Source organism: [Lactobacillus] timonensis, assembly GCF_900240275.1.
In the GTDB taxonomy this organism is placed as follows: domain Bacteria; phylum Bacillota; class Bacilli; order Lactobacillales; family Lactobacillaceae; genus Limosilactobacillus; species Limosilactobacillus timonensis.
The window spans coordinates 1224978-1241396 of record NZ_LT964761.1 but is presented as its reverse complement, the minus strand read 5'-3'; the positions used below and the strand labels follow the sequence as shown (position 1 = coordinate 1241396).

Annotated in this window: 17 protein-coding genes; 8 read left to right on the top strand and 9 right to left on the bottom strand. The window is 46.8% G+C overall.

Annotated elements, in window-relative coordinates:
* The first annotated feature begins 23 nt into the window (after nucleotides 1-23).
* Entirely contained in the window at nucleotides 24-1001 is a 978-nt protein-coding gene (bsh, locus tag C1710_RS06000; RefSeq protein WP_102281056.1) for a choloylglycine hydrolase, read from the top strand.
* Between the two features lie 52 nt (nucleotides 1002-1053).
* Here bsh and C1710_RS05995 read toward each other — a convergent pair whose 3' ends face one another.
* From C1710_RS05995 to cdaA, 6 genes are all read right to left on the bottom strand, one after another.
* Nucleotides 1054-1365 carry a hypothetical protein gene (locus tag C1710_RS05995; protein ID WP_102281054.1) on the bottom strand — a complete coding sequence of 104 codons (312 nt, stop codon included), beginning with the start codon at nucleotides 1363-1365 and terminating at the stop codon, nucleotides 1054-1056.
* A 204-nt stretch (nucleotides 1366-1569) separates the two neighbouring features.
* On the bottom strand, nucleotides 1570-2484 hold the full coding sequence (locus tag C1710_RS05990) for an alpha/beta hydrolase (RefSeq protein ID WP_102281053.1): 915 nt from the start codon (nucleotides 2482-2484) through the stop codon (nucleotides 1570-1572).
* A gap of 12 nt (nucleotides 2485-2496) precedes the next feature.
* Nucleotides 2497-4323 (bottom strand): glutamine--fructose-6-phosphate transaminase (isomerizing), encoded by a 1827-nt coding sequence (gene glmS / locus C1710_RS05985; protein WP_102281051.1) that lies wholly within the window; start codon nucleotides 4321-4323, stop codon nucleotides 2497-2499.
* A 141-nt stretch (nucleotides 4324-4464) separates the two neighbouring features.
* Nucleotides 4465-5820: a phosphoglucosamine mutase gene (glmM, locus tag C1710_RS05980; RefSeq protein WP_102281050.1), complete on the bottom strand. Its 1356-nt coding sequence runs from the start codon at nucleotides 5818-5820 to the stop codon at nucleotides 4465-4467.
* A 26-nt stretch (nucleotides 5821-5846) separates the two neighbouring features.
* Nucleotides 5847-6698 (bottom strand): CdaR family protein, encoded by an 852-nt coding sequence (locus C1710_RS05975; RefSeq protein WP_102281048.1) that lies wholly within the window; start codon nucleotides 6696-6698, stop codon nucleotides 5847-5849.
* Nucleotides 6688-7536, bottom strand: a complete 849-nt coding sequence (gene cdaA / locus C1710_RS05970; protein ID WP_102281047.1) for a diadenylate cyclase CdaA — start codon at nucleotides 7534-7536, stop codon at nucleotides 6688-6690. Before cdaA ends, C1710_RS05975 begins: the two co-directional genes overlap by 11 nt.
* 120 nt (nucleotides 7537-7656) lie before the next feature.
* On the opposite strand from cdaA, the gene C1710_RS05965 reads away from it, so the two are divergent.
* A complete protein-coding gene (locus C1710_RS05965; RefSeq protein WP_102281046.1) occupies nucleotides 7657-8316 on the top strand; it encodes a DUF1361 domain-containing protein in 660 nt (219 codons plus the stop codon).
* Nucleotides 8317-8388: 72 nt separating this feature from the next.
* Nucleotides 8389-8763, top strand: a complete 375-nt coding sequence (locus C1710_RS05960) for a DUF4870 domain-containing protein (RefSeq protein ID WP_102281044.1) — start codon at nucleotides 8389-8391, stop codon at nucleotides 8761-8763.
* A gap of 65 nt (nucleotides 8764-8828) precedes the next feature.
* On the opposite strand, the gene murB is transcribed toward C1710_RS05960, so the two are convergent.
* Nucleotides 8829-9728 carry a UDP-N-acetylmuramate dehydrogenase gene (murB, locus tag C1710_RS05955; RefSeq protein WP_102281043.1) on the bottom strand — a complete coding sequence of 300 codons (900 nt, stop codon included), beginning with the start codon at nucleotides 9726-9728 and terminating at the stop codon, nucleotides 8829-8831.
* Between the two features lie 150 nt (nucleotides 9729-9878).
* Between murB and C1710_RS05950 the strand changes: the two genes are divergently transcribed.
* The 5 genes from C1710_RS05950 to C1710_RS05930 all read left to right on the top strand — a co-directional run bounded on the left by C1710_RS05950 (nucleotide 9879) and on the right by C1710_RS05930 (nucleotide 15382).
* On the top strand, nucleotides 9879-10415 hold the full coding sequence (locus C1710_RS05950) for a 3'-5' exonuclease (protein ID WP_102281041.1): 537 nt from the start codon (nucleotides 9879-9881) through the stop codon (nucleotides 10413-10415).
* A gap of 17 nt (nucleotides 10416-10432) precedes the next feature.
* On the top strand, nucleotides 10433-11230 hold the full coding sequence (locus C1710_RS05945; protein WP_102281040.1) for a Cof-type HAD-IIB family hydrolase: 798 nt from the start codon (nucleotides 10433-10435) through the stop codon (nucleotides 11228-11230).
* Between the two features lie 167 nt (nucleotides 11231-11397).
* Complete coding sequence (locus C1710_RS05940) at nucleotides 11398-12918, top strand: gluconokinase (protein WP_102281038.1); 1521 nt, start codon at nucleotides 11398-11400, stop codon at nucleotides 12916-12918.
* A gap of 18 nt (nucleotides 12919-12936) precedes the next feature.
* Nucleotides 12937-14280, top strand: a complete 1344-nt coding sequence (locus C1710_RS05935; protein ID WP_102281037.1) for a gluconate:H+ symporter — start codon at nucleotides 12937-12939, stop codon at nucleotides 14278-14280.
* A gap of 97 nt (nucleotides 14281-14377) precedes the next feature.
* On the top strand, nucleotides 14378-15382 hold the full coding sequence (locus C1710_RS05930) for a LacI family DNA-binding transcriptional regulator (RefSeq protein WP_102281033.1): 1005 nt from the start codon (nucleotides 14378-14380) through the stop codon (nucleotides 15380-15382).
* 52 nt (nucleotides 15383-15434) lie between these two features.
* Here the strand turns inward: C1710_RS05930 and C1710_RS05925 are convergent, their stop codons facing one another.
* Together C1710_RS05925 and tsaE are read right to left on the bottom strand one after the other, a co-directional pair.
* Nucleotides 15435-15953, bottom strand: a complete 519-nt coding sequence (locus C1710_RS05925; protein WP_102281031.1) for a GNAT family N-acetyltransferase — start codon at nucleotides 15951-15953, stop codon at nucleotides 15435-15437.
* Nucleotides 15953-16411 (bottom strand): tRNA (adenosine(37)-N6)-threonylcarbamoyltransferase complex ATPase subunit type 1 TsaE, encoded by a 459-nt coding sequence (tsaE, locus tag C1710_RS05920; protein WP_102281030.1) that lies wholly within the window; start codon nucleotides 16409-16411, stop codon nucleotides 15953-15955. The genes C1710_RS05925 and tsaE overlap by 1 nt, the downstream gene beginning before the upstream one ends.
* Nucleotides 16412-16419: the final 8 nt, after the last annotated feature.

Below are 16419 nucleotides of genomic sequence, written 5' to 3'. Positions count from 1 at the left end.
CAATTACAAAAGGATCTGACAATATGTGTACATCCATTATCTATTCTGCGGGTGACGGCTACTTTGGCCGCAACCTCGACTTAGAAATGAACCTCGGACAAAAAGTAGTCATTATGCCCCGTAACTACCCATTGCACCTGAAAAACTTATCAACGATTAGTCATCACTTTGCCATTACTGGAATGTCAATTATTCAGGATAACTATCCCCTTTATTTTGATGGTGCCAACGAAAAGGGACTGGGAATGGCAGGTTTAAACTTTAATGGTCCAGCTCACTTCTTTTCGGCGCAAGACGGCAAAGTTAACGTCGCTTCATTTGAAATTGTTCCATATATCTTGGCCCAAGCAGCGACAGTGGTCGAAGCAAAAGAATTACTAGCAAACGTTAACCTAACCAACCAAAGTTTCTCTTCGACAATGACTAATTCGCCACTTCACTGGCTGGTAGCAGATAAAGGTGGTGCGGCCATCGTCATTGAATCTACTAAAACTGGTTTGCACGTCTACGACAACCCCACAGGCGTTTTAACCAACAATCCAGAATTTCCGCAGCAAATGACAAACCTGGCTAATTACCGCAATGTCTCCGCTGGTGAGCCGCAAAATACGCTTGCGCCAGAAATTGACATTCCATCTTATAGCCGTGGTATTGGTACTAGCCACCTTCCTGGTGGAATGGATTCTGAGAGCCGGTTCATCAGAGAAGTATTCACCAAAGCTCACGCGCCGGTAGGGACTAACGAAGACGAATGTGTCAGCAATTACTTCCACTGTTTAAATAATGTTGCCCAGCCAAAGAACCTCGATGAGGTGGCACCAGGCAAGTTTGAATATACTCTTTATACTGACTGCATTAACTTAACAACTGGTACCTTCTATTACACGACTTATAGCAACCAGCAAATTAATGCTATCTCACTAAACAACATTGATCTCAATAGTAGTGAATTGAAGTCCTTTGAACTAGCAACTCAGCAGGCGATTCACCACCAAAATTAACAACTAAAATCAGCCTCCATGTTTGGATTAACCAAACGTGGAGGCTGGCTTTTTAAGATAGGTGGTTTTCCTTCATGATTTCACTAACCAGCTTGTCTGCTTCCGGCGTGCGTTTCCACTCTTCCCAATGATCCAGGTTTTCCGGCTGCATCTGGTAGTGACTATTGATAAAATCTTCATATTTTTGAACAGTTTGCGAATGAGGAATATTCAGCTTAAGAATTCGCACTTCCTTGATATAGCCCCTGTCGGCCGCCAATTCAGCCCGCCCGTTGTGGACCATATTGCCGATTTCGTAGTATTTACTACCATCATTCCTTGTAATCTGCTCAATCATATCCAGGATTTCGTGTTGCTTTTCCATCCAACTCTCGCCTTGCCTTTCATTAATACAAGTATTTTACAACAGAAATCCATCAAATAAAAAAATCACCACCATAGATTGGTGGTGATTGGCATAAGAGAGAAAGAGAATTGATTAGAAGGTAATATTGATACCTTATGACATTATAATAACCGATCGTGTAAGCGCTGTCAAACATTATTTGCTTTTTTTTCGAAATTACACCTAGTTGTGAGCTGAAGTCGGTTCCGGCTGCGGGTGAATGATTGCCCCGTTATGTGCTTGCTGATGCCAGAGAAAGGTGCCAATGCACTGGTAAACTGCCGGACTCTTCCGCAAACCACTATGCTTGTAAAGAGGTCCTGTAAAACGAACATTTTGGACCTTCAGAATTTGGTGACGCAGGATATAATTCAGCGACAGCGCTGACTGAGTCGTCACCTTACCATCAGAATTGGTCCCGTTTCCTAGGTCACCGTAGATGTTTAACACCTGAACATCTTTGGGAAAGTATTTTGCTTGGCGCACGAGGGTCTTAAATGCTGGGTACTGACTATCCGCCTGATACCAGTGATCTGGCCGGTAGTGGTCATCCAAATGAACAGCATGTGGAAAATCATTTTCCTTTAACAGGCCATTATAACAACCTGCAACCGAGACAAATTTTTCCATGATGGGCAATTGTTTTCTGGAGAGCATTTCTGTTTGCAGTAAGGTAACACAACCTGCAGAATGTCCCACCGCATAATACCGGTCAACCCCGTCCTTGATTTTGATGTAATGAAGAGCCTTGGCCAACCAAATATTATCCTGAGGTATCGAAGCATTACGGTTAACAAAGTTGATCTGAATAAGCGGGTGGTCAATCTCTTGGTACTCACCCTGAACATTTAGCTCACCATCGGGTTCAATATTGATAGTTTGCACTCGGGCGGCGCCATAATAACGGTGACTGAAGTAGGAAATCATCCCGTTCGTCGATTTTGCCGATCCCTTTAACCCGTGAACAAAAACGGTTGGAATGGGCGCTGTATCCTGCTTGCCAGGCCCCGCTGCCTTTACTGGGGTAGCTAAGAATAAAGTGAAAAAGGCGACTACGATAGCCACCTTCCCCATTATTCGGACAATTAACTTCATCATTTATTAACACGCCTACTGAACAGTGACAGACTTAGCCAGGTTACGCGGCCTGTCAACATCTAACCCTTTCCCCAGGCTAGTGTAGTAAGCCAGCAGCTGAGTTGGCACAACGCTTAACAGTGGTGTTAGTAATGGATCCACATCTGGCAAAACAATATTATCGTCTTCGTTTGCTAGGTGACGCGAAACAATCGTCAGTGTAGCAGCTCCCCGGGATGCAGTTTCTTCCAGGTTGGACCGGGTTAAACCAGCGGTCCGGTCCTGGGTGATGAGCCCAATTACCGGCGTCCGGTTCTCAATCAGAGCAATCGTTCCGTGCTTCAGTTCTCCAGAAGCGAAACCTTCTGCCTGAACGTATGAAATTTCTTTCAATTTCAGTGCCGCTTCCAAAGCCACAGACCAGTCCATTCCCCGCCCAATATAGAAAGCATTCCGCGGCTTACTCAGGTAATGGGCGGCTATTTCGGCCATCTTATCCTTGCTGTCGGTGATTGCCTGCATTCCATTGGCAATAATTGCTAGTTGTTCCTTTAAGGCAAAGTCAGCGGCTGCTTGTTGTCCCATCTTCATGCCAAGGGCTTTTGCCAAGATAGCCTGTACTGCAATTTGTGCCGTGTACGCCTTTGTCGACGCAACCGCAATTTCCGGCCCAGCATAGATCAGCATACTAAACGAAGATTCCCGACTGAGCGTCGACTTGTCGACGTTAGTGATCGTCAAACTTGGCCACTGGTGTTTCTTGACATTTACCAGTACTTCGCGGCTATCTGCCGTTTCACCACTCTGCGATAAAAAGATAAAGAATGGCTTTTCAGACAGCAACGGGTGCTCATAAGCAAACTCTGATGAAATATGAACAGACGTGTGGATTCCTGTCAGCTTTTCAAAAGCACGTTGTGCAACCAAACCAGCGTGATAACTAGTCCCGGCGCCAATGATGTACAGGTGGTCGGATGATGCCATTGATTCCAGTAGGGCATCTTCAACTTGCGGCTTACCATCCGCTGGTAGATATTCAGACACCAATCGGCGCATTACCGCCGGCTGCTCATCAATTTCCTTAAGCATGTAGAACGGGTAAGCACCCTTATCAGCAGCTGATGGGTCCATGTCCACTGTAAATGGCTGACGCTTCTTTTCCTCACCATCAAAACTGGTAATGGAAATGTGGTCTGGCTTAACAATAACCAATTCATGGTCTTCCAACTCCATGAAGCGGTTAGTCTCTTTAATCATGGACATTGCGTCAGAGCCAGCCATGTTGTAACCATCACCTAGCCCGATCAGCAACGGGCTCTTATTTTTTGCAACAAAGAGTGTGTCCGGTTGTTGACGGTCCATCAAAACGAAAGCATATGATGAATCACTACTGATTAATCGCAAAACCTTCAGCATGGCACTACGAGTATCCATGTGGTTATTAACCACAAAACGGTCAACCAGTTGGACAATCACTTCCGTATCCGTCTGGCTCTTGAAGTCGACATCTGCCAGGTATTCGCTCTTTAATTGCTGGTAGTTTTCAATAACCCCGTTGTGCACCAGATAAAAACGGTCATCATTAGAGAACTGCGGGTGGGCATTGGCTTCACTCGGTTCCCCGTGCGTTGCCCAACGCGTGTGACCGATCCCGGCAGTCCCGTGAACATCCCCTTGCTCGTTGATCGCCTGCTCCAAGTTCTTGATTCGGCCGGTCCGCTTAACAAGGTAGTCGTGTCCTTCCTGGTCATTGACATAGATACCTGCTGAGTCATATCCTCGATATTCCAAGGATTTGAGACCGTTGAGCAAGATGTTAACACTTCGCTTGTTCCCGGTAACACCAACAATTCCGCACATAATGTTCACCCTTTACTTTTAAGTCCATTCAAATAGAAAATTATTAGCTTTTTATAATTTAGAAACCAGGTAACATGATACAAAAACGCGTTTGCTAATGTCAACCAATCAGTGATCTAGCAAACACGATTATTTCATCTTCTATTCAACACCAACTGTGGCCTTCGCCACTTCGAATATCTCGGTCACAATATCATGGCATTGCTCCTTGGTTGGGGCCTCTGCCATAATACGAATCAGTGGTTCAGTACCGCTAGCCCGTACCAGTACCCGTCCGTCACCGTGAAGCCGGTGTTCTACCTTATCAATGGCTGCCAGTAGCGTTTCGTTCTTCATCGCTGCCTTCTTATTCTCGACCTTAACGTTAACTAGCTCCTGCGGGTAATCATGAACCGGGGCTGCAAGCTCAGCCAGTGTCTGTCCAGAAGATGCCACCACAGACATTAACTGTAATGCCGTCAGCATCCCGTCACCCGTTGTATTGTAATCAAGGAAGACAACGTGCCCTGACTGTTCACCACCAAGGTTATAGCCATCCTTTAACATTTCCTCCACAACGTAACGGTCGCCAACTTTTGTCCGTACACCATGCATTTCATTGGCTTCCATTGCCTTGTACATCCCCATGTTGGACATGACAGTAGTGACAATGGTGTCCTTTTTCAGCTTACCCTTTTCGTCCATGGCAGCGCCGCAGATATACATCACCTTGTCACCATTAATGAGGTTGCCATCCGCATCAACCGCAATGCAACGGTCACCATCACCGTCAAAGGCAACTCCCATGTCAGCTCCCTGTTCAACCACTGCCTTTTGTAAGGATTTAGGATGCGTTGAACCACAGTTGAGGTTGGTATTTAACCCGTTTGGCGTATCATTGATGGTACTGAAGTTAACGTTTAAGTCCGCAAAGAGGTTGGAAACAAAGGGACTCGTCGCACCGTTAGCAGCGTCAACGACAATCTTCAAACCACTTAAGTCGGTCGAAACCGTTTGCTCTAAGAATGAAACATACTTCAAACCGCCTTCGCGGTAGTCCTCAACTGATCCCAAACCTTCTGCTGATGGTCGCGGCAGACGGTCAGCTGATGCATCCAGCAACGTTTCAATTTCGGCTTCCATCTCATCAGAAAGCTTAAAACCATCTGAGCCAAAGAACTTAATCCCATTGTACTTAATTGGGTTATGAGAGGCAGTAATCATTACCCCAGCATCAGCTTCCTGGGCGCGAACTAAGTAGGCTACGCCTGGGGTGGTAACAACGCCAAGTCGCAGCACTTCGATGCCGACAGACAGCAGTCCGGCTACCAACGCGTTTTCCAGCATTTGCCCAGAAATACGGGTATCTCGTGAAACCAGCACCTGTGGCTGCTTACGCTCAGAATGCTGAGTTAACACGTAACCGCCTGTCCGTCCCAACTTAAAAGCTAGTTCAGGACTAAGGTCTTCGTTCGCTACACCGCGAACACCATCCGTACCAAAATATTTTAAATCCATTATCAATATCCTCGTTTCTTAAGTTGTTAGTTATTATTGCTGGTCGAGTTAGCATTACTGCTTTCCGTGCTACTATCGTCGTTATTTTGATTATCCTTTGCCGACGAACTATTCGAACTGTCAGACGACGTTTCCTTGTTACTACTGCTTGCCATCCCGTTTGAACTGATCGGCACGGTTACGCTGACACTGTTTGGACTGATAATAACGTTGAGAATATGTCCGTGTTTATCCAGTGCCTGCAGCGTTACCTGGCGGTGAAGGTCACTAGTAGCATCCTTAGGAACGTTGACTTCTGCCACTACCTTGGCCACACGCCGCACTTCATCACGGGCACCGCTGACCTGGACGTTGGTCATCGAACTCTTCGGTGTCCCAACTTCATAGCCGCCGTTAACGCTCTTTGAACTTAAACGCACCTCAACAGGAACAGTAGTCGTTGCCCGGGGTTGAATATTAACTTTAATCTTCTCTGGTGTCAATGCAGTCCGCAATTCAGAATTCAATCCCGATGTTCGTAACTTGATCGTATGGTGCCCCACTCCTAGGTTGGAAAGGTCGGCATAAACTTTAAAGTTTTGGGTGTTAACGGTCGTCGTCACCAGCGCTGATGGCCCACTAACCTTCACCCGAACATATTGTGGGTAGCCAGTAATCACATAACGCTGGCTGTTAACTTTTAGCTGCAGGGGCATCTTGATTGTGGCCGACCGGTTCGACATCAAAGCGCTGTTGTTACCAGTTCGCGTATTTTGCCGCAAAAAACCGTCCTTACTTCCGTTAACGTAAACGAATAAGAAAAGTGCCAAAATCAGCGACGAGATCCGCAAAACCCAGATGTTACTAAAGAAGGAATCATTATTGCGATTACTTTTCATCGCTGCCACCTCCTCTGCCGAAGAGGCGCCCGAAGGCACCCACAACCCAACTACTCGAAGTTTCTTCCGTATGACTGTAAAGTTGCGAACGCATGAACTTAATATAATCCTTTTGCGACATGTTACGCATCAGTTCATTATCCTTTGTCAGAGAGACCTCGCCAGTTTCTTCCGAAATGACGATAGTTAGCGCATCGGTCACTTCACTGATACCGACCGCTGCCCTATGACGCGTCCCCAACTCCTTAGGGATCAGCTTGCTATCAGACAATGGCAAATAAGCCGCAGCAACAGCAATCCGGTCATCCTTAATAATGACCGCCCCGTCATGGAGCGGCGTATTGGGGATAAAGGTATTGATTAACAATGCTCCCGTTACCTTTGCGTCAAGCGGGATCCCCGTTTCGATATATTCTTCGAGCCCGGTATCCATCTGAATACTAATCAAGGCCCCAATCCGGCGTTTCGACATGTATTGGATTGCCTTATCAAGTTGCTGAATCAAGTCCTCTGCCTCGGCGTTTCCACTGTGCTTATGAGTGAAAACATTTCCACGACCGAGTCGTTCGAGTCCCCGTCGTATTTCTGGCTGAAAAATAACAACGATTGCGATGACACCCCAGTTGATGATCTGATCCATCAGCCACGAAACGGTGCTCAGGCCGACATACCAGCTGATCAGCTTGATGACGAGGATGATAATTATTCCCCGAAAAAGCTGAACCGCCTTCGTTCCTCGGACTAGGAGGAGCATTTCGTAGATCAGCAGCCAAATAAAAAGAATGTCAACTAAGCTGACGAGCGAATGCCAAGTCAGCAATGACGAAAAAATCTGCATTGCAATGCCTCCAGTTAATATCACTTTCATATTATATCATCATCCCTACTCTCCTGACCGAAAACATTCACCGCCGGGTCTGGGAAACTCTGGTAACATGGAGGGAATGGAGGAAAGAAAATGAAGAGAATAAGTACAAATTGGCAAATCCGTCTTTTCTTACTCGGTTGGATCATATTACTCAAGCTAGTGATGAAATTACCTTACAATTTTATGGCCTTTAACGTCTTCTTAGCATATGTTCCTATTGAACTAGGCTTTCAATTACGCCATTTTGCAGACCGCCGTTCGTTGGCCTTCTGGGTCCTGCTAATTTTATGGGTCGTCTTTTATCCTAACGCTCCTTATGTAATGACTGATTTATTTCATCTTGCCTGGTTACATCCGCATACAAGTATCTCAGGGATTCTTAGAAGCGACCCACATACGTGGTTAATGTTTTCACTAATGGTCATCAGTGCTTTTGCTTGTGCGCTATTCGGTGCGATTTCCCTGCTGCAAACCAGCAGGTTGCTAACCATGATGACTACTCCTCGCCACCTGCAATGGCGGCTCGTATGGATTAGCTGCTGCTCATTTATTTCCAGCGTGGGCATCTACATTGGCCGTTTTCTCCGGCTTCATTCGCTATACATACTGATGACACCTGGTTGGTTTATCAAACAACTATTACGCATGTGGAACGCAGAAATGATCCAATTTGTCATTATTCTAACCATCACCCAGTTAATCTTGGTTTACTTAATTCACGTCATCGCTGGTTACCCGGTAGACGACTGATTAACTAGTATTTTATAATTAAAAATGTTATTGTAACGTTAACCGAAAAGCGACGAAAGGAGGATTCTTAAAATGAACAACGAACACTTGGTACCATCTACCGCTAACCGCATCATCGCGGCATTAGCATACGTAAGCATCATTTTCATGCCGGTTGTCTTTCCACTGATCGTGTGGATTATTGGTGCTGCCAACCCCTTTGTTAAGCGTCACGCTAAGCAGGCCTTCTGGTCACAACTGATTCCGGCACTGATCGGCCTCGTTTTCCTGATCATCCTTGGTATTGTTGGAACTGCCAGTGGTCATGTCTCTCTTGGCAACTCTGTCCATTACGTTGGTGTCTCCATGGGATGGCTGACTGTTACCCTTTGTGCAGTCACGATTCTTGCAGCCTTGATCAGTTTTATCTACAACATTGCAATGGCTGTCAAAATTTTTGTCGAATAAATGAGTAACATACAACAAAACCGCCATCTCAAGGGATGGCGGTTTTCTCGTTTATTGAGTATTTATTATTTGTCACGGCCGATTATCCGAACTTCTCGCTGCAATTGAACCCCATATTTTTCCTTAACGGTATCCTGGACGTGTTTGATTACCGCCTGGTAGTCAGCGGCAGTCCCGTGGTTAACGTTGACAATAAAACCAGCGTGTTTCGTTGAAACCTGTGCGCCCCCAACGGTGTACCCTTGCAAGCCTGCATCGTGAATCAGTTTGCCAGCATAGTAACCAGTTGGCCGCTTAAAGACACTTCCGCAAGATGGTAATTCCAGCGGTTGACGAGCTGCTCGCCGAGTATTCAGCTCATTCATCTTGTTACTAATTTTTTCTTGATCACCTGGCTGGAGGGCAAAAGTGGCAGCTAAAACAATTCCCTGGTTATCCTGAACAACACTATGACGGTAGCCGAAAGCAAGTTGGTCATTGTTAAAAGTCCGCACTTCGCCGGTTGGTAAAAGCACAGTTGCCGCACTAACAACGAAACGTGTCTCACCACCATAAGCACCAGCATTCATAAAGACTGCTCCGCCGACACTGCCTGGAATTCCCGCAGCAAACTCCAGGCCGGTCAAAGCAGCATCACGGGCGGCTTTGGTGACATCAATGTAAGCAGCCCCCGCCTGCGCCTCAACCTGGTTGCCGCGAACAGTAATCTTTGTCAGTTCGGTAGTAATGATCACCAATCCATCAATGCCGCCATCCTTAACAATTAAGTTGCTAGCATTCCCCAGAACGGTGAGTGGCAACTGGTGAGCTGTACAATAGCTAACTAACTGCTGAACCTGATCGACCGTCGTTGGCAGTGCCAACCAGTCAGCATTGCCACCCGTATGGGTAAAGGTGTACTTGGAGAGCGGCTCATCTTTGAGAATTTTAATTGCGGGAAATTCCTGCCGTAAATTTGTGTTCATTATTTATCTCCTATTATTGGTTTTACTGAACTAATCTTAACGGTGTTGCCGAATGGTTTCAACTCTTTGCGTTTCGCGGAAAGGCGCTAAATTGGTAATTTTTGCTGTCGACTGTATAATTTAATTGATTTAGCAAAAGGAGGACCACACATGAATTTTGTGGCAATGGATTTTGAAACCGCTGCGGGGCAACGATATAGTGCTTGTTCGTTGGCTTTAGCGGTCGTCCGTAATAGTCAAGTAGTTGACGAATTTTATACCCTGATCAACCCACAAACTAAGTTTTTTTGGCGAAACGTTCAAATTCACGGCATTCACGAACAAGACGTGGCTAACGCTCCGCTATTTCCGGAAGTATGGCAGCATATCAACCAATTTTTTACTCCCGACCAATTAGTCATTGCTCATAATAATAGCTTTGACAACAGCGTGCTGGCTGCTACCCTTACCCACTATGGTCTTGTCACCCCTGCGTATTTGACCCTCGACACTGTCAAAACTAGCCGGTACTTCTTACCAAACCTGGTCAACCATAAACTGGATACCGTTTGTGATGCGTTAAATATCAACTTGCACCACCACCACAATGCTCTTGATGACGCCCAGGCTTGTGCTAATATTCTGATTACCGAAACGCAACAATATGGTGCTCAACAAATTCGGCCGTTTATTACCATGCGCGGCTAGCTTCAGGAGGAATGACCATGTTCAAAGCAGTCGCCGTCGATATTGATGGCACCTTTTTAACCGATCAGCGTGACTACGATCGCTCACTCTTTACCAAAGTGCTTCGCAAAATGCAACGCCAGCAAATCCAGTTCATCGTTGCTAGCGGTGACCAGTATGCCTTCTTAAAAGGGCTTTTTCCTGAGCATGCTGCTGAACTAGGTTTTGTCGCGGAAAATGGCGTGTTGGTGGTCGACCGGCACGGCAAGGAAATTGCTAGCAGCCAGTTACCACCCGCAGTGGTGACAGCCGTCTTCACTTTTCTCCGTCGTCAACCAGCGACTTACTTTACAATGTGTGCTCGCCATTCTGCCTACATCATGGATGATGTTCCGCCAAAGCAACACAATATGTTCCAGCAATACTATTCACGTCTCCAGACTATCCAATCCCTTGCCGACATTCCCGAGAATGTCTTTAAGTTTGCCTTGACACTGCCAGCCAAACAAACTTCCACATTTATCAAACATTTCAACAATAAGTTTGCGGGGCTAATCCAGCCAACGGTCAGTGGATATGGCGCAATCGATCTCATTATTCCGCACATGAACAAGGGCAATGGCCTCCGAAAACTCCTGCATCACTGGCAATTAAGTGGTGATGACCTGTTAGTCTTTGGTGACAATGAAAATGACCTCTCAATGTTTAAATTAGCAGGCGAATCATACGCGATGGCCAACGCACCACAGCACGTTCGGAAAGTTGCTACCCACGTTGCCCCATCCAACAATCAGCAGGGCGTTCTACTCACCCTTGCAGATAAGCTCAAGATATAGTCTCATTCACTATCTTTTACCACTCAACAGTTGTTGGGTGGTTTTTTGTTTTTTAAGAAAACGTTTTAATTATTTCCATAATAGCATTGACAACGCTTACCAGGTTTTGTATATTATCGGGTGTAACGATAAACCAAAACGCTTTCATCAGCCGAAAGGAGAAACCAATGAACTATTTAATCGGTGTGGATGTTGGGACAACCAGCACCAAGGCGATTTTATATGACGAACACGCCCACGTTATTGGCAAATTTAGTCAGGGCTACCCTCTCTACCGTGATATTAACGGAATGGCGGAAGAGGATCCTCAACAGATTGGGACGGCAGTAGAAAAGGTTATTCATGACGCGGCCGCACAGCTTAATTTTGATAATGACCAGTTAACGGCTGTCTCTTTTTCCTCAGCTAACCAGAGTTTGATCCTCCTGGACAAGCACTTGCAGCCCCTCACTCGGGCGATGACCTGGGCAGACACGCGAGCCCGTCACCAAGCTGACCAACTTAAAAAGACACCGCTGGGTAAGCAGTTATATGAACGTACCGGGACTCCCATTCACCCGATGTCGCCATTGACGAAACTGCTCTGGTTGAAGGATGAACACCCCGACCAACTCGCAACAGCTGATTTCATTGGTGATATTAAATCGTATCTTTTTGCCCGTTTCTTTGGCGTCTTCAAAGTCGATATTTCAATTGCCAGCTGCACCGGGATGATGAATATCAAAACCTCCAACTGGGACGACAAAGCGCTGAAAGAAACTGGAATCGCTCGCCAGCAATTACCAACCATTGTTTCGGGGACAACTCAGGAGCGAGGCCTCAATTCCAAAGCTGCAACGGCGATGGGAATTCCAGCAGATACTCCATTTGTTTACGGGGCCTTCGACGGTGCGCTTTCAAACTTGGGGGTCGGCGCGATCAAACAAGATACCGTTGCCATCACAATTGGTACTTCAGCTGGTGTCCGGGTAATAAGCAATCAACCACTAATTGATCCCCAGCAACGCTTATTCTGCTACGCTCTGGATCGCGGTTTGTGGGTTATCGGTGGTCCACTTAACAACGGCGGTGATGTTTTCCAGTGGGCTGTTGAACACCTGGTGGACGCCAGTGCCGTTAAGAACGAAAAAACTGACGCCTACACCTTAGCTAACGACGTCATTGCAAACGTTCCTGCCGGTGCTCATGGTCTTATTTTCCACCCATTCCTCGGTGGCGAACGAGCACCGCTATGGAATGCTAGTGCCCGCGGCAGCTTCTTTGGCTTAACCAACCTGCACACGCGAGCCGATATGCTTCGAGCAGTTCTGGAAGGTATCAATATGAATATTGCGACGGTATTTGAAGCCGTCTGCGACCTGGTGGGACAACCAACTAGTGTCACCGCAACCGGCGGATTCTCACAATCACCAGTTTGGCGGCAAATGTTGGCCGATATCCTGAACTGTCCCGTCAATATTCCCCAGGCATTTGAGTCTGGATGTCTCGGCGCAACCATGGTGGCAATGAAGTCGCTCGGGATGGTGGAAAACTATGCTGCCGTTCAAAACTTCATCGGCGATCAACAATCATATCAGCCACAAAGCAGCGCTGTGGACACTTACCAGCGATACCTGCCACTTTTCAAGTCGCTGGAAAAGGTCCTGACTCCCGCTTACGGTCAAATTGCTCAATTACAGCAAAACTAACTTTTAGGAGGATTTAAAATGCCCTTACTCATTGTGTTAATTGGTGTTCTGCTGCTTATCTTTATGATTATCAAGCTGAAGCTCAACACCTTTGTTGCCCTCATCATTACGTCCTTTATTACCGCACTCTTACTGGGGTTGCCTCTGACTAAGATCCCTACGACAATTGAAGCTGGTATTGGCGGTCAACTCGGCCACTTGGCAATTATCTTTGGTTTTGGGTCAATGCTCGGTCAACTGGTTTCAGATGCCGGTGGTGGTTACCGGATTGCAACGACCTTGATTGACAAGTTCGGTCGGCGCTGGATTCAGGTTGCTGTTATCCTGGCTTCCTTTATTATTGGGTTGGCCCTCTTCTTTGAAGTTGGTCTGGTTGTTGTTTTACCAATTATTTTCATCATCGCGCGTGAACTGGACATGCCGTTAATATACCTGGGTATTCCAATGGCGGCAACGTTGAACACAACCCATGCGTTTTTACCACCGCACCCGGCACCAACAGCAATCACCGACATCCTTGGCGCTAACCTCGGCCACGTCCTTTTGCTCGGAATTATTGCTGCTATTCCAACGATCCTAATTGCCGGTCCAGGCTTCAACTGGTTTTTGAAGAAAGTTTACCCGCAAGTCTACCGGAAGAACACGGATATTTCAGTTCTTGGTGAATACCGTGAATTTCAGCTAGATGAAACACCAGGTTTCGGAATCTCGGTTCTGACAGCCATGATGCCTGTCATCCTGATTGCCTTTGCAACCATTTGCTCATTTGTTTTGTCAAAACATAATCCAGTAAACGAATTTATCCAGTTTGTCGGTGCTCCTGACCTAGCAATGCTTCTTTCACTACTATTGGCGGTGTACACGATGGGAATCCACCGGTCAAAGACGATGAAGGAAGTTACCGATTCAATGGTCTTATCAGTAAAGCAGATTGCGGTCATGCTACTGATCATCGGTGGTGGTGGGGCCTTCAAGCAAGTCCTGGTCGACGGGGGAATTTCCAAGTACATTTCCACCCTCTTTGCTTCTACCCACATGTCACCAATCTTAGCTGCCTGGATCATTACCGCACTACTGCGGGTATCGCTCGGTTCATCGACCGTTGCCGCCATGACTGCTGCTGGTCTGGTTGCGCCAATGGCCCAGCAATATGGTGCTAACTCGGCAATGTCAGCACTGATGGTTCTCAGTATTGGTGCTGGTTCGGTGTTCTGCGACCACGTCAACGACGCGGGTTTCTGGATGATCAAAGAATACTTTGGCCTTTCACTGAAGGAAACACTTCTCTCATGGTCAACGTTAACATCTGTCCTGGCCATCGCTGGTCTGGGTGCGGTTTATGCCATTTCGCTCTTTGTTTAAGCGACGTTTAAGCAACGAAAAAACACCACCGTAATGGTGGTGTTTTTCTTTGACTGGTGTATCCTATTACTAGACAGAAATGAAGGATGAATAAAACATGATTGAACGTGTCACAATTAAGGACGTGGCAAATAAGGCCGGGGTCTCAGTCACCACGGTTTCCCGGATTATTAATGGGCATTACGAAAAAATGCGCCCAGCAACCCGCCAAAAAGTCGAGGCAGCCATTAAGGAACTTCACTTTTTCCCCACAGCCTCGGCCCGTCGCTTGCGGACCCGGAAAAGCCATACGGTGGGAGTTCTCGTTGGTGATATCGGTAATGTCTTTTCGACTCTGTTAGCAAAGGGAATTGGTGATGTTCTCCAACCAGTAGGGTACGATATTGTTCTGATGAACACTAACAACTCACTCTTAAGTGAAAAACGGTCCCTGGAACGGCTGTACGAGCTTCAGGTAGATGGCATTATTGTCCAGCCGGATTCACGTTATTACAAGCAGTTTGCGTCCATCGTTGACCGCAACATTCCCCTAGTGGTGGTCGACAGAGAGGTAGACGATCTTCCTGCTAATATCAGCATGGTTACCAGTGCTAATTGTGATGCCTGCTACCAAGTTGGCAGAACTATCCAACAGCGCGGCTATGACAACATTTTGGCTATCAGTGCTCACTTTGCTCAAGCTTCGGGGCAAATTCCCCGCATCAGTGGTCTGCAATCCATCGCTAACGAGCTGGGCCTCAGTTTTCACAATATTGAAACTCGTGGCCACGATCGTCAATGGCTGGCAGACGTCTTTCCACAACAACTAGCTCGTCTTCGTGGACGGACAGCCGTTATTTCCCTAATGGGCCCAGTCTTATTTGATATTCTCAGTATCTGTCAACAGCGGCACCTTAACTTTCCCCAGGACTTTGGTTTAATCAGTTTTGACGACTGGTCTTGGTCACAGTACGTCAGTGATGGAGTTTACCTGTTGAAACAAGATATGGAGTTAATGGGTAACATTGCCGCCCACCAACTACTCAACCAAATTCAGACCAGAAAATGTGGTGGTCCAACTACCATCTTGCCAGTTAACGTTGTTGACCGGCCTTCCCTTTAACAAAAAATTCCTGGACTAGTGGTGACTACCACTGATCCAGGATTTTTTATGCTTAATTACTTTTTTTCATGTATACCATGTGAACTAGTTGCCGAGGACTGCCCTTTTCAGTCGAATAATTGCTGATACCATTCTCAACAAAGCCGTAACGGTGGTACAAGTCGATTGCCCGCTCATTATCCGCAAACACGTCAAGTACCAATGATGTTAATTCACTACCGTGACTATACCAGTCAAGGATGGTTGCTAGCAAGACCGTACCTAAGCCCTGGTGCCAAAACTCTTTGCCAACCAGTAACCCTAGCTCCCCGGTAGTGGGGTCATCAGCGTCAACCATGATTGTTGCCACCCCGATCACTTGCTTGCCGAGACGTGCGACAACAACTTCACAGCTATTACTTCTGCTAATGGCCCGCAATTGGTCCATTTCATTAGCAGCCGTCAGCTGCTGTAAGTTGGTAATCTGAACGGCGTTGCTTTCCTTGCTGGCTTGTTTGAGAAACGCCACCAGTGCGGACGCATCAGCTGGTTTTGCCGGCAAAATTCGTACTTCTGTTTCTTCTTCAGTCATTACTTTTCCAGTCCCTCTACCAGCCGTTCAAAGTGTTTTCCGTGCGGCTGCAGACTAATGACCCGCGAACTTTCCTTGGTGGTTCGTTGAAAGTTAATTGCGAGGTATTCGGCCGGCAATTCATCAGCCACGTACTGGGGCCACTCAACAACAGAAACCCCGTCGCCATCGAAATACTCTTCTAACCCGAGCTCGTCACCACCACCATTTTCTAGCCGGTATACGTCCATGTGATAAAGCGGCAGCCGCCCATTCCGGTATTCACGAATAATGGTAAAGGTAGGACTCTTAATCATGTCGGGGATCCCTAAGCCAGCAGCTAGTCCCTTAGTGAACGTGGTCTTTCCCGCACCAAGGTCGCCTTTGAGAACAATTACGTCCCCAGCACGTAACTGACTAGCAATTTTCCTGCCGAGGTTAATGGTAGCATCTCGACTAGTCATCATTAATTCTTTCATCAAACCGC

Coding starts and splice junctions, on each gene's coding strand:
- bsh (WP_102281056.1), top strand. CDS start 24: ATGTGTACATCCATTATCTATTCTGCGGGTGACGGCTACTTTGGCCGC.
- C1710_RS05995 (WP_102281054.1), bottom strand. CDS start 1,365: ATGGAAAAGCAACACGAAATCCTGGATATGATTGAGCAGATTACAAGG.
- C1710_RS05990 (WP_102281053.1), bottom strand. CDS start 2,484: ATGATGAAGTTAATTGTCCGAATAATGGGGAAGGTGGCTATCGTAGTC.
- glmS (WP_102281051.1), bottom strand. CDS start 4,323: ATGTGCGGAATTGTTGGTGTTACCGGGAACAAGCGAAGTGTTAACATC.
- glmM (WP_102281050.1), bottom strand. CDS start 5,820: ATGGATTTAAAATATTTTGGTACGGATGGTGTTCGCGGTGTAGCGAAC.
- C1710_RS05975 (WP_102281048.1), bottom strand. CDS start 6,698: ATGAAAAGTAATCGCAATAATGATTCCTTCTTTAGTAACATCTGGGTT.
- cdaA (WP_102281047.1), bottom strand. CDS start 7,536: ATGCAGATTTTTTCGTCATTGCTGACTTGGCATTCGCTCGTCAGCTTA.
- C1710_RS05965 (WP_102281046.1), top strand. CDS start 7,657: ATGAAGAGAATAAGTACAAATTGGCAAATCCGTCTTTTCTTACTCGGT.
- C1710_RS05960 (WP_102281044.1), top strand. CDS start 8,389: ATGAACAACGAACACTTGGTACCATCTACCGCTAACCGCATCATCGCG.
- murB (WP_102281043.1), bottom strand. CDS start 9,728: ATGAACACAAATTTACGGCAGGAATTTCCCGCAATTAAAATTCTCAAA.
- C1710_RS05950 (WP_102281041.1), top strand. CDS start 9,879: ATGAATTTTGTGGCAATGGATTTTGAAACCGCTGCGGGGCAACGATAT.
- C1710_RS05945 (WP_102281040.1), top strand. CDS start 10,433: ATGTTCAAAGCAGTCGCCGTCGATATTGATGGCACCTTTTTAACCGAT.
- C1710_RS05940 (WP_102281038.1), top strand. CDS start 11,398: ATGAACTATTTAATCGGTGTGGATGTTGGGACAACCAGCACCAAGGCG.
- C1710_RS05935 (WP_102281037.1), top strand. CDS start 12,937: ATGCCCTTACTCATTGTGTTAATTGGTGTTCTGCTGCTTATCTTTATG.
- C1710_RS05930 (WP_102281033.1), top strand. CDS start 14,378: ATGATTGAACGTGTCACAATTAAGGACGTGGCAAATAAGGCCGGGGTC.
- C1710_RS05925 (WP_102281031.1), bottom strand. CDS start 15,953: ATGACTGAAGAAGAAACAGAAGTACGAATTTTGCCGGCAAAACCAGCT.
- tsaE (WP_102281030.1), bottom strand. CDS start 16,411: ATGAAAGAATTAATGATGACTAGTCGAGATGCTACCATTAACCTCGGC.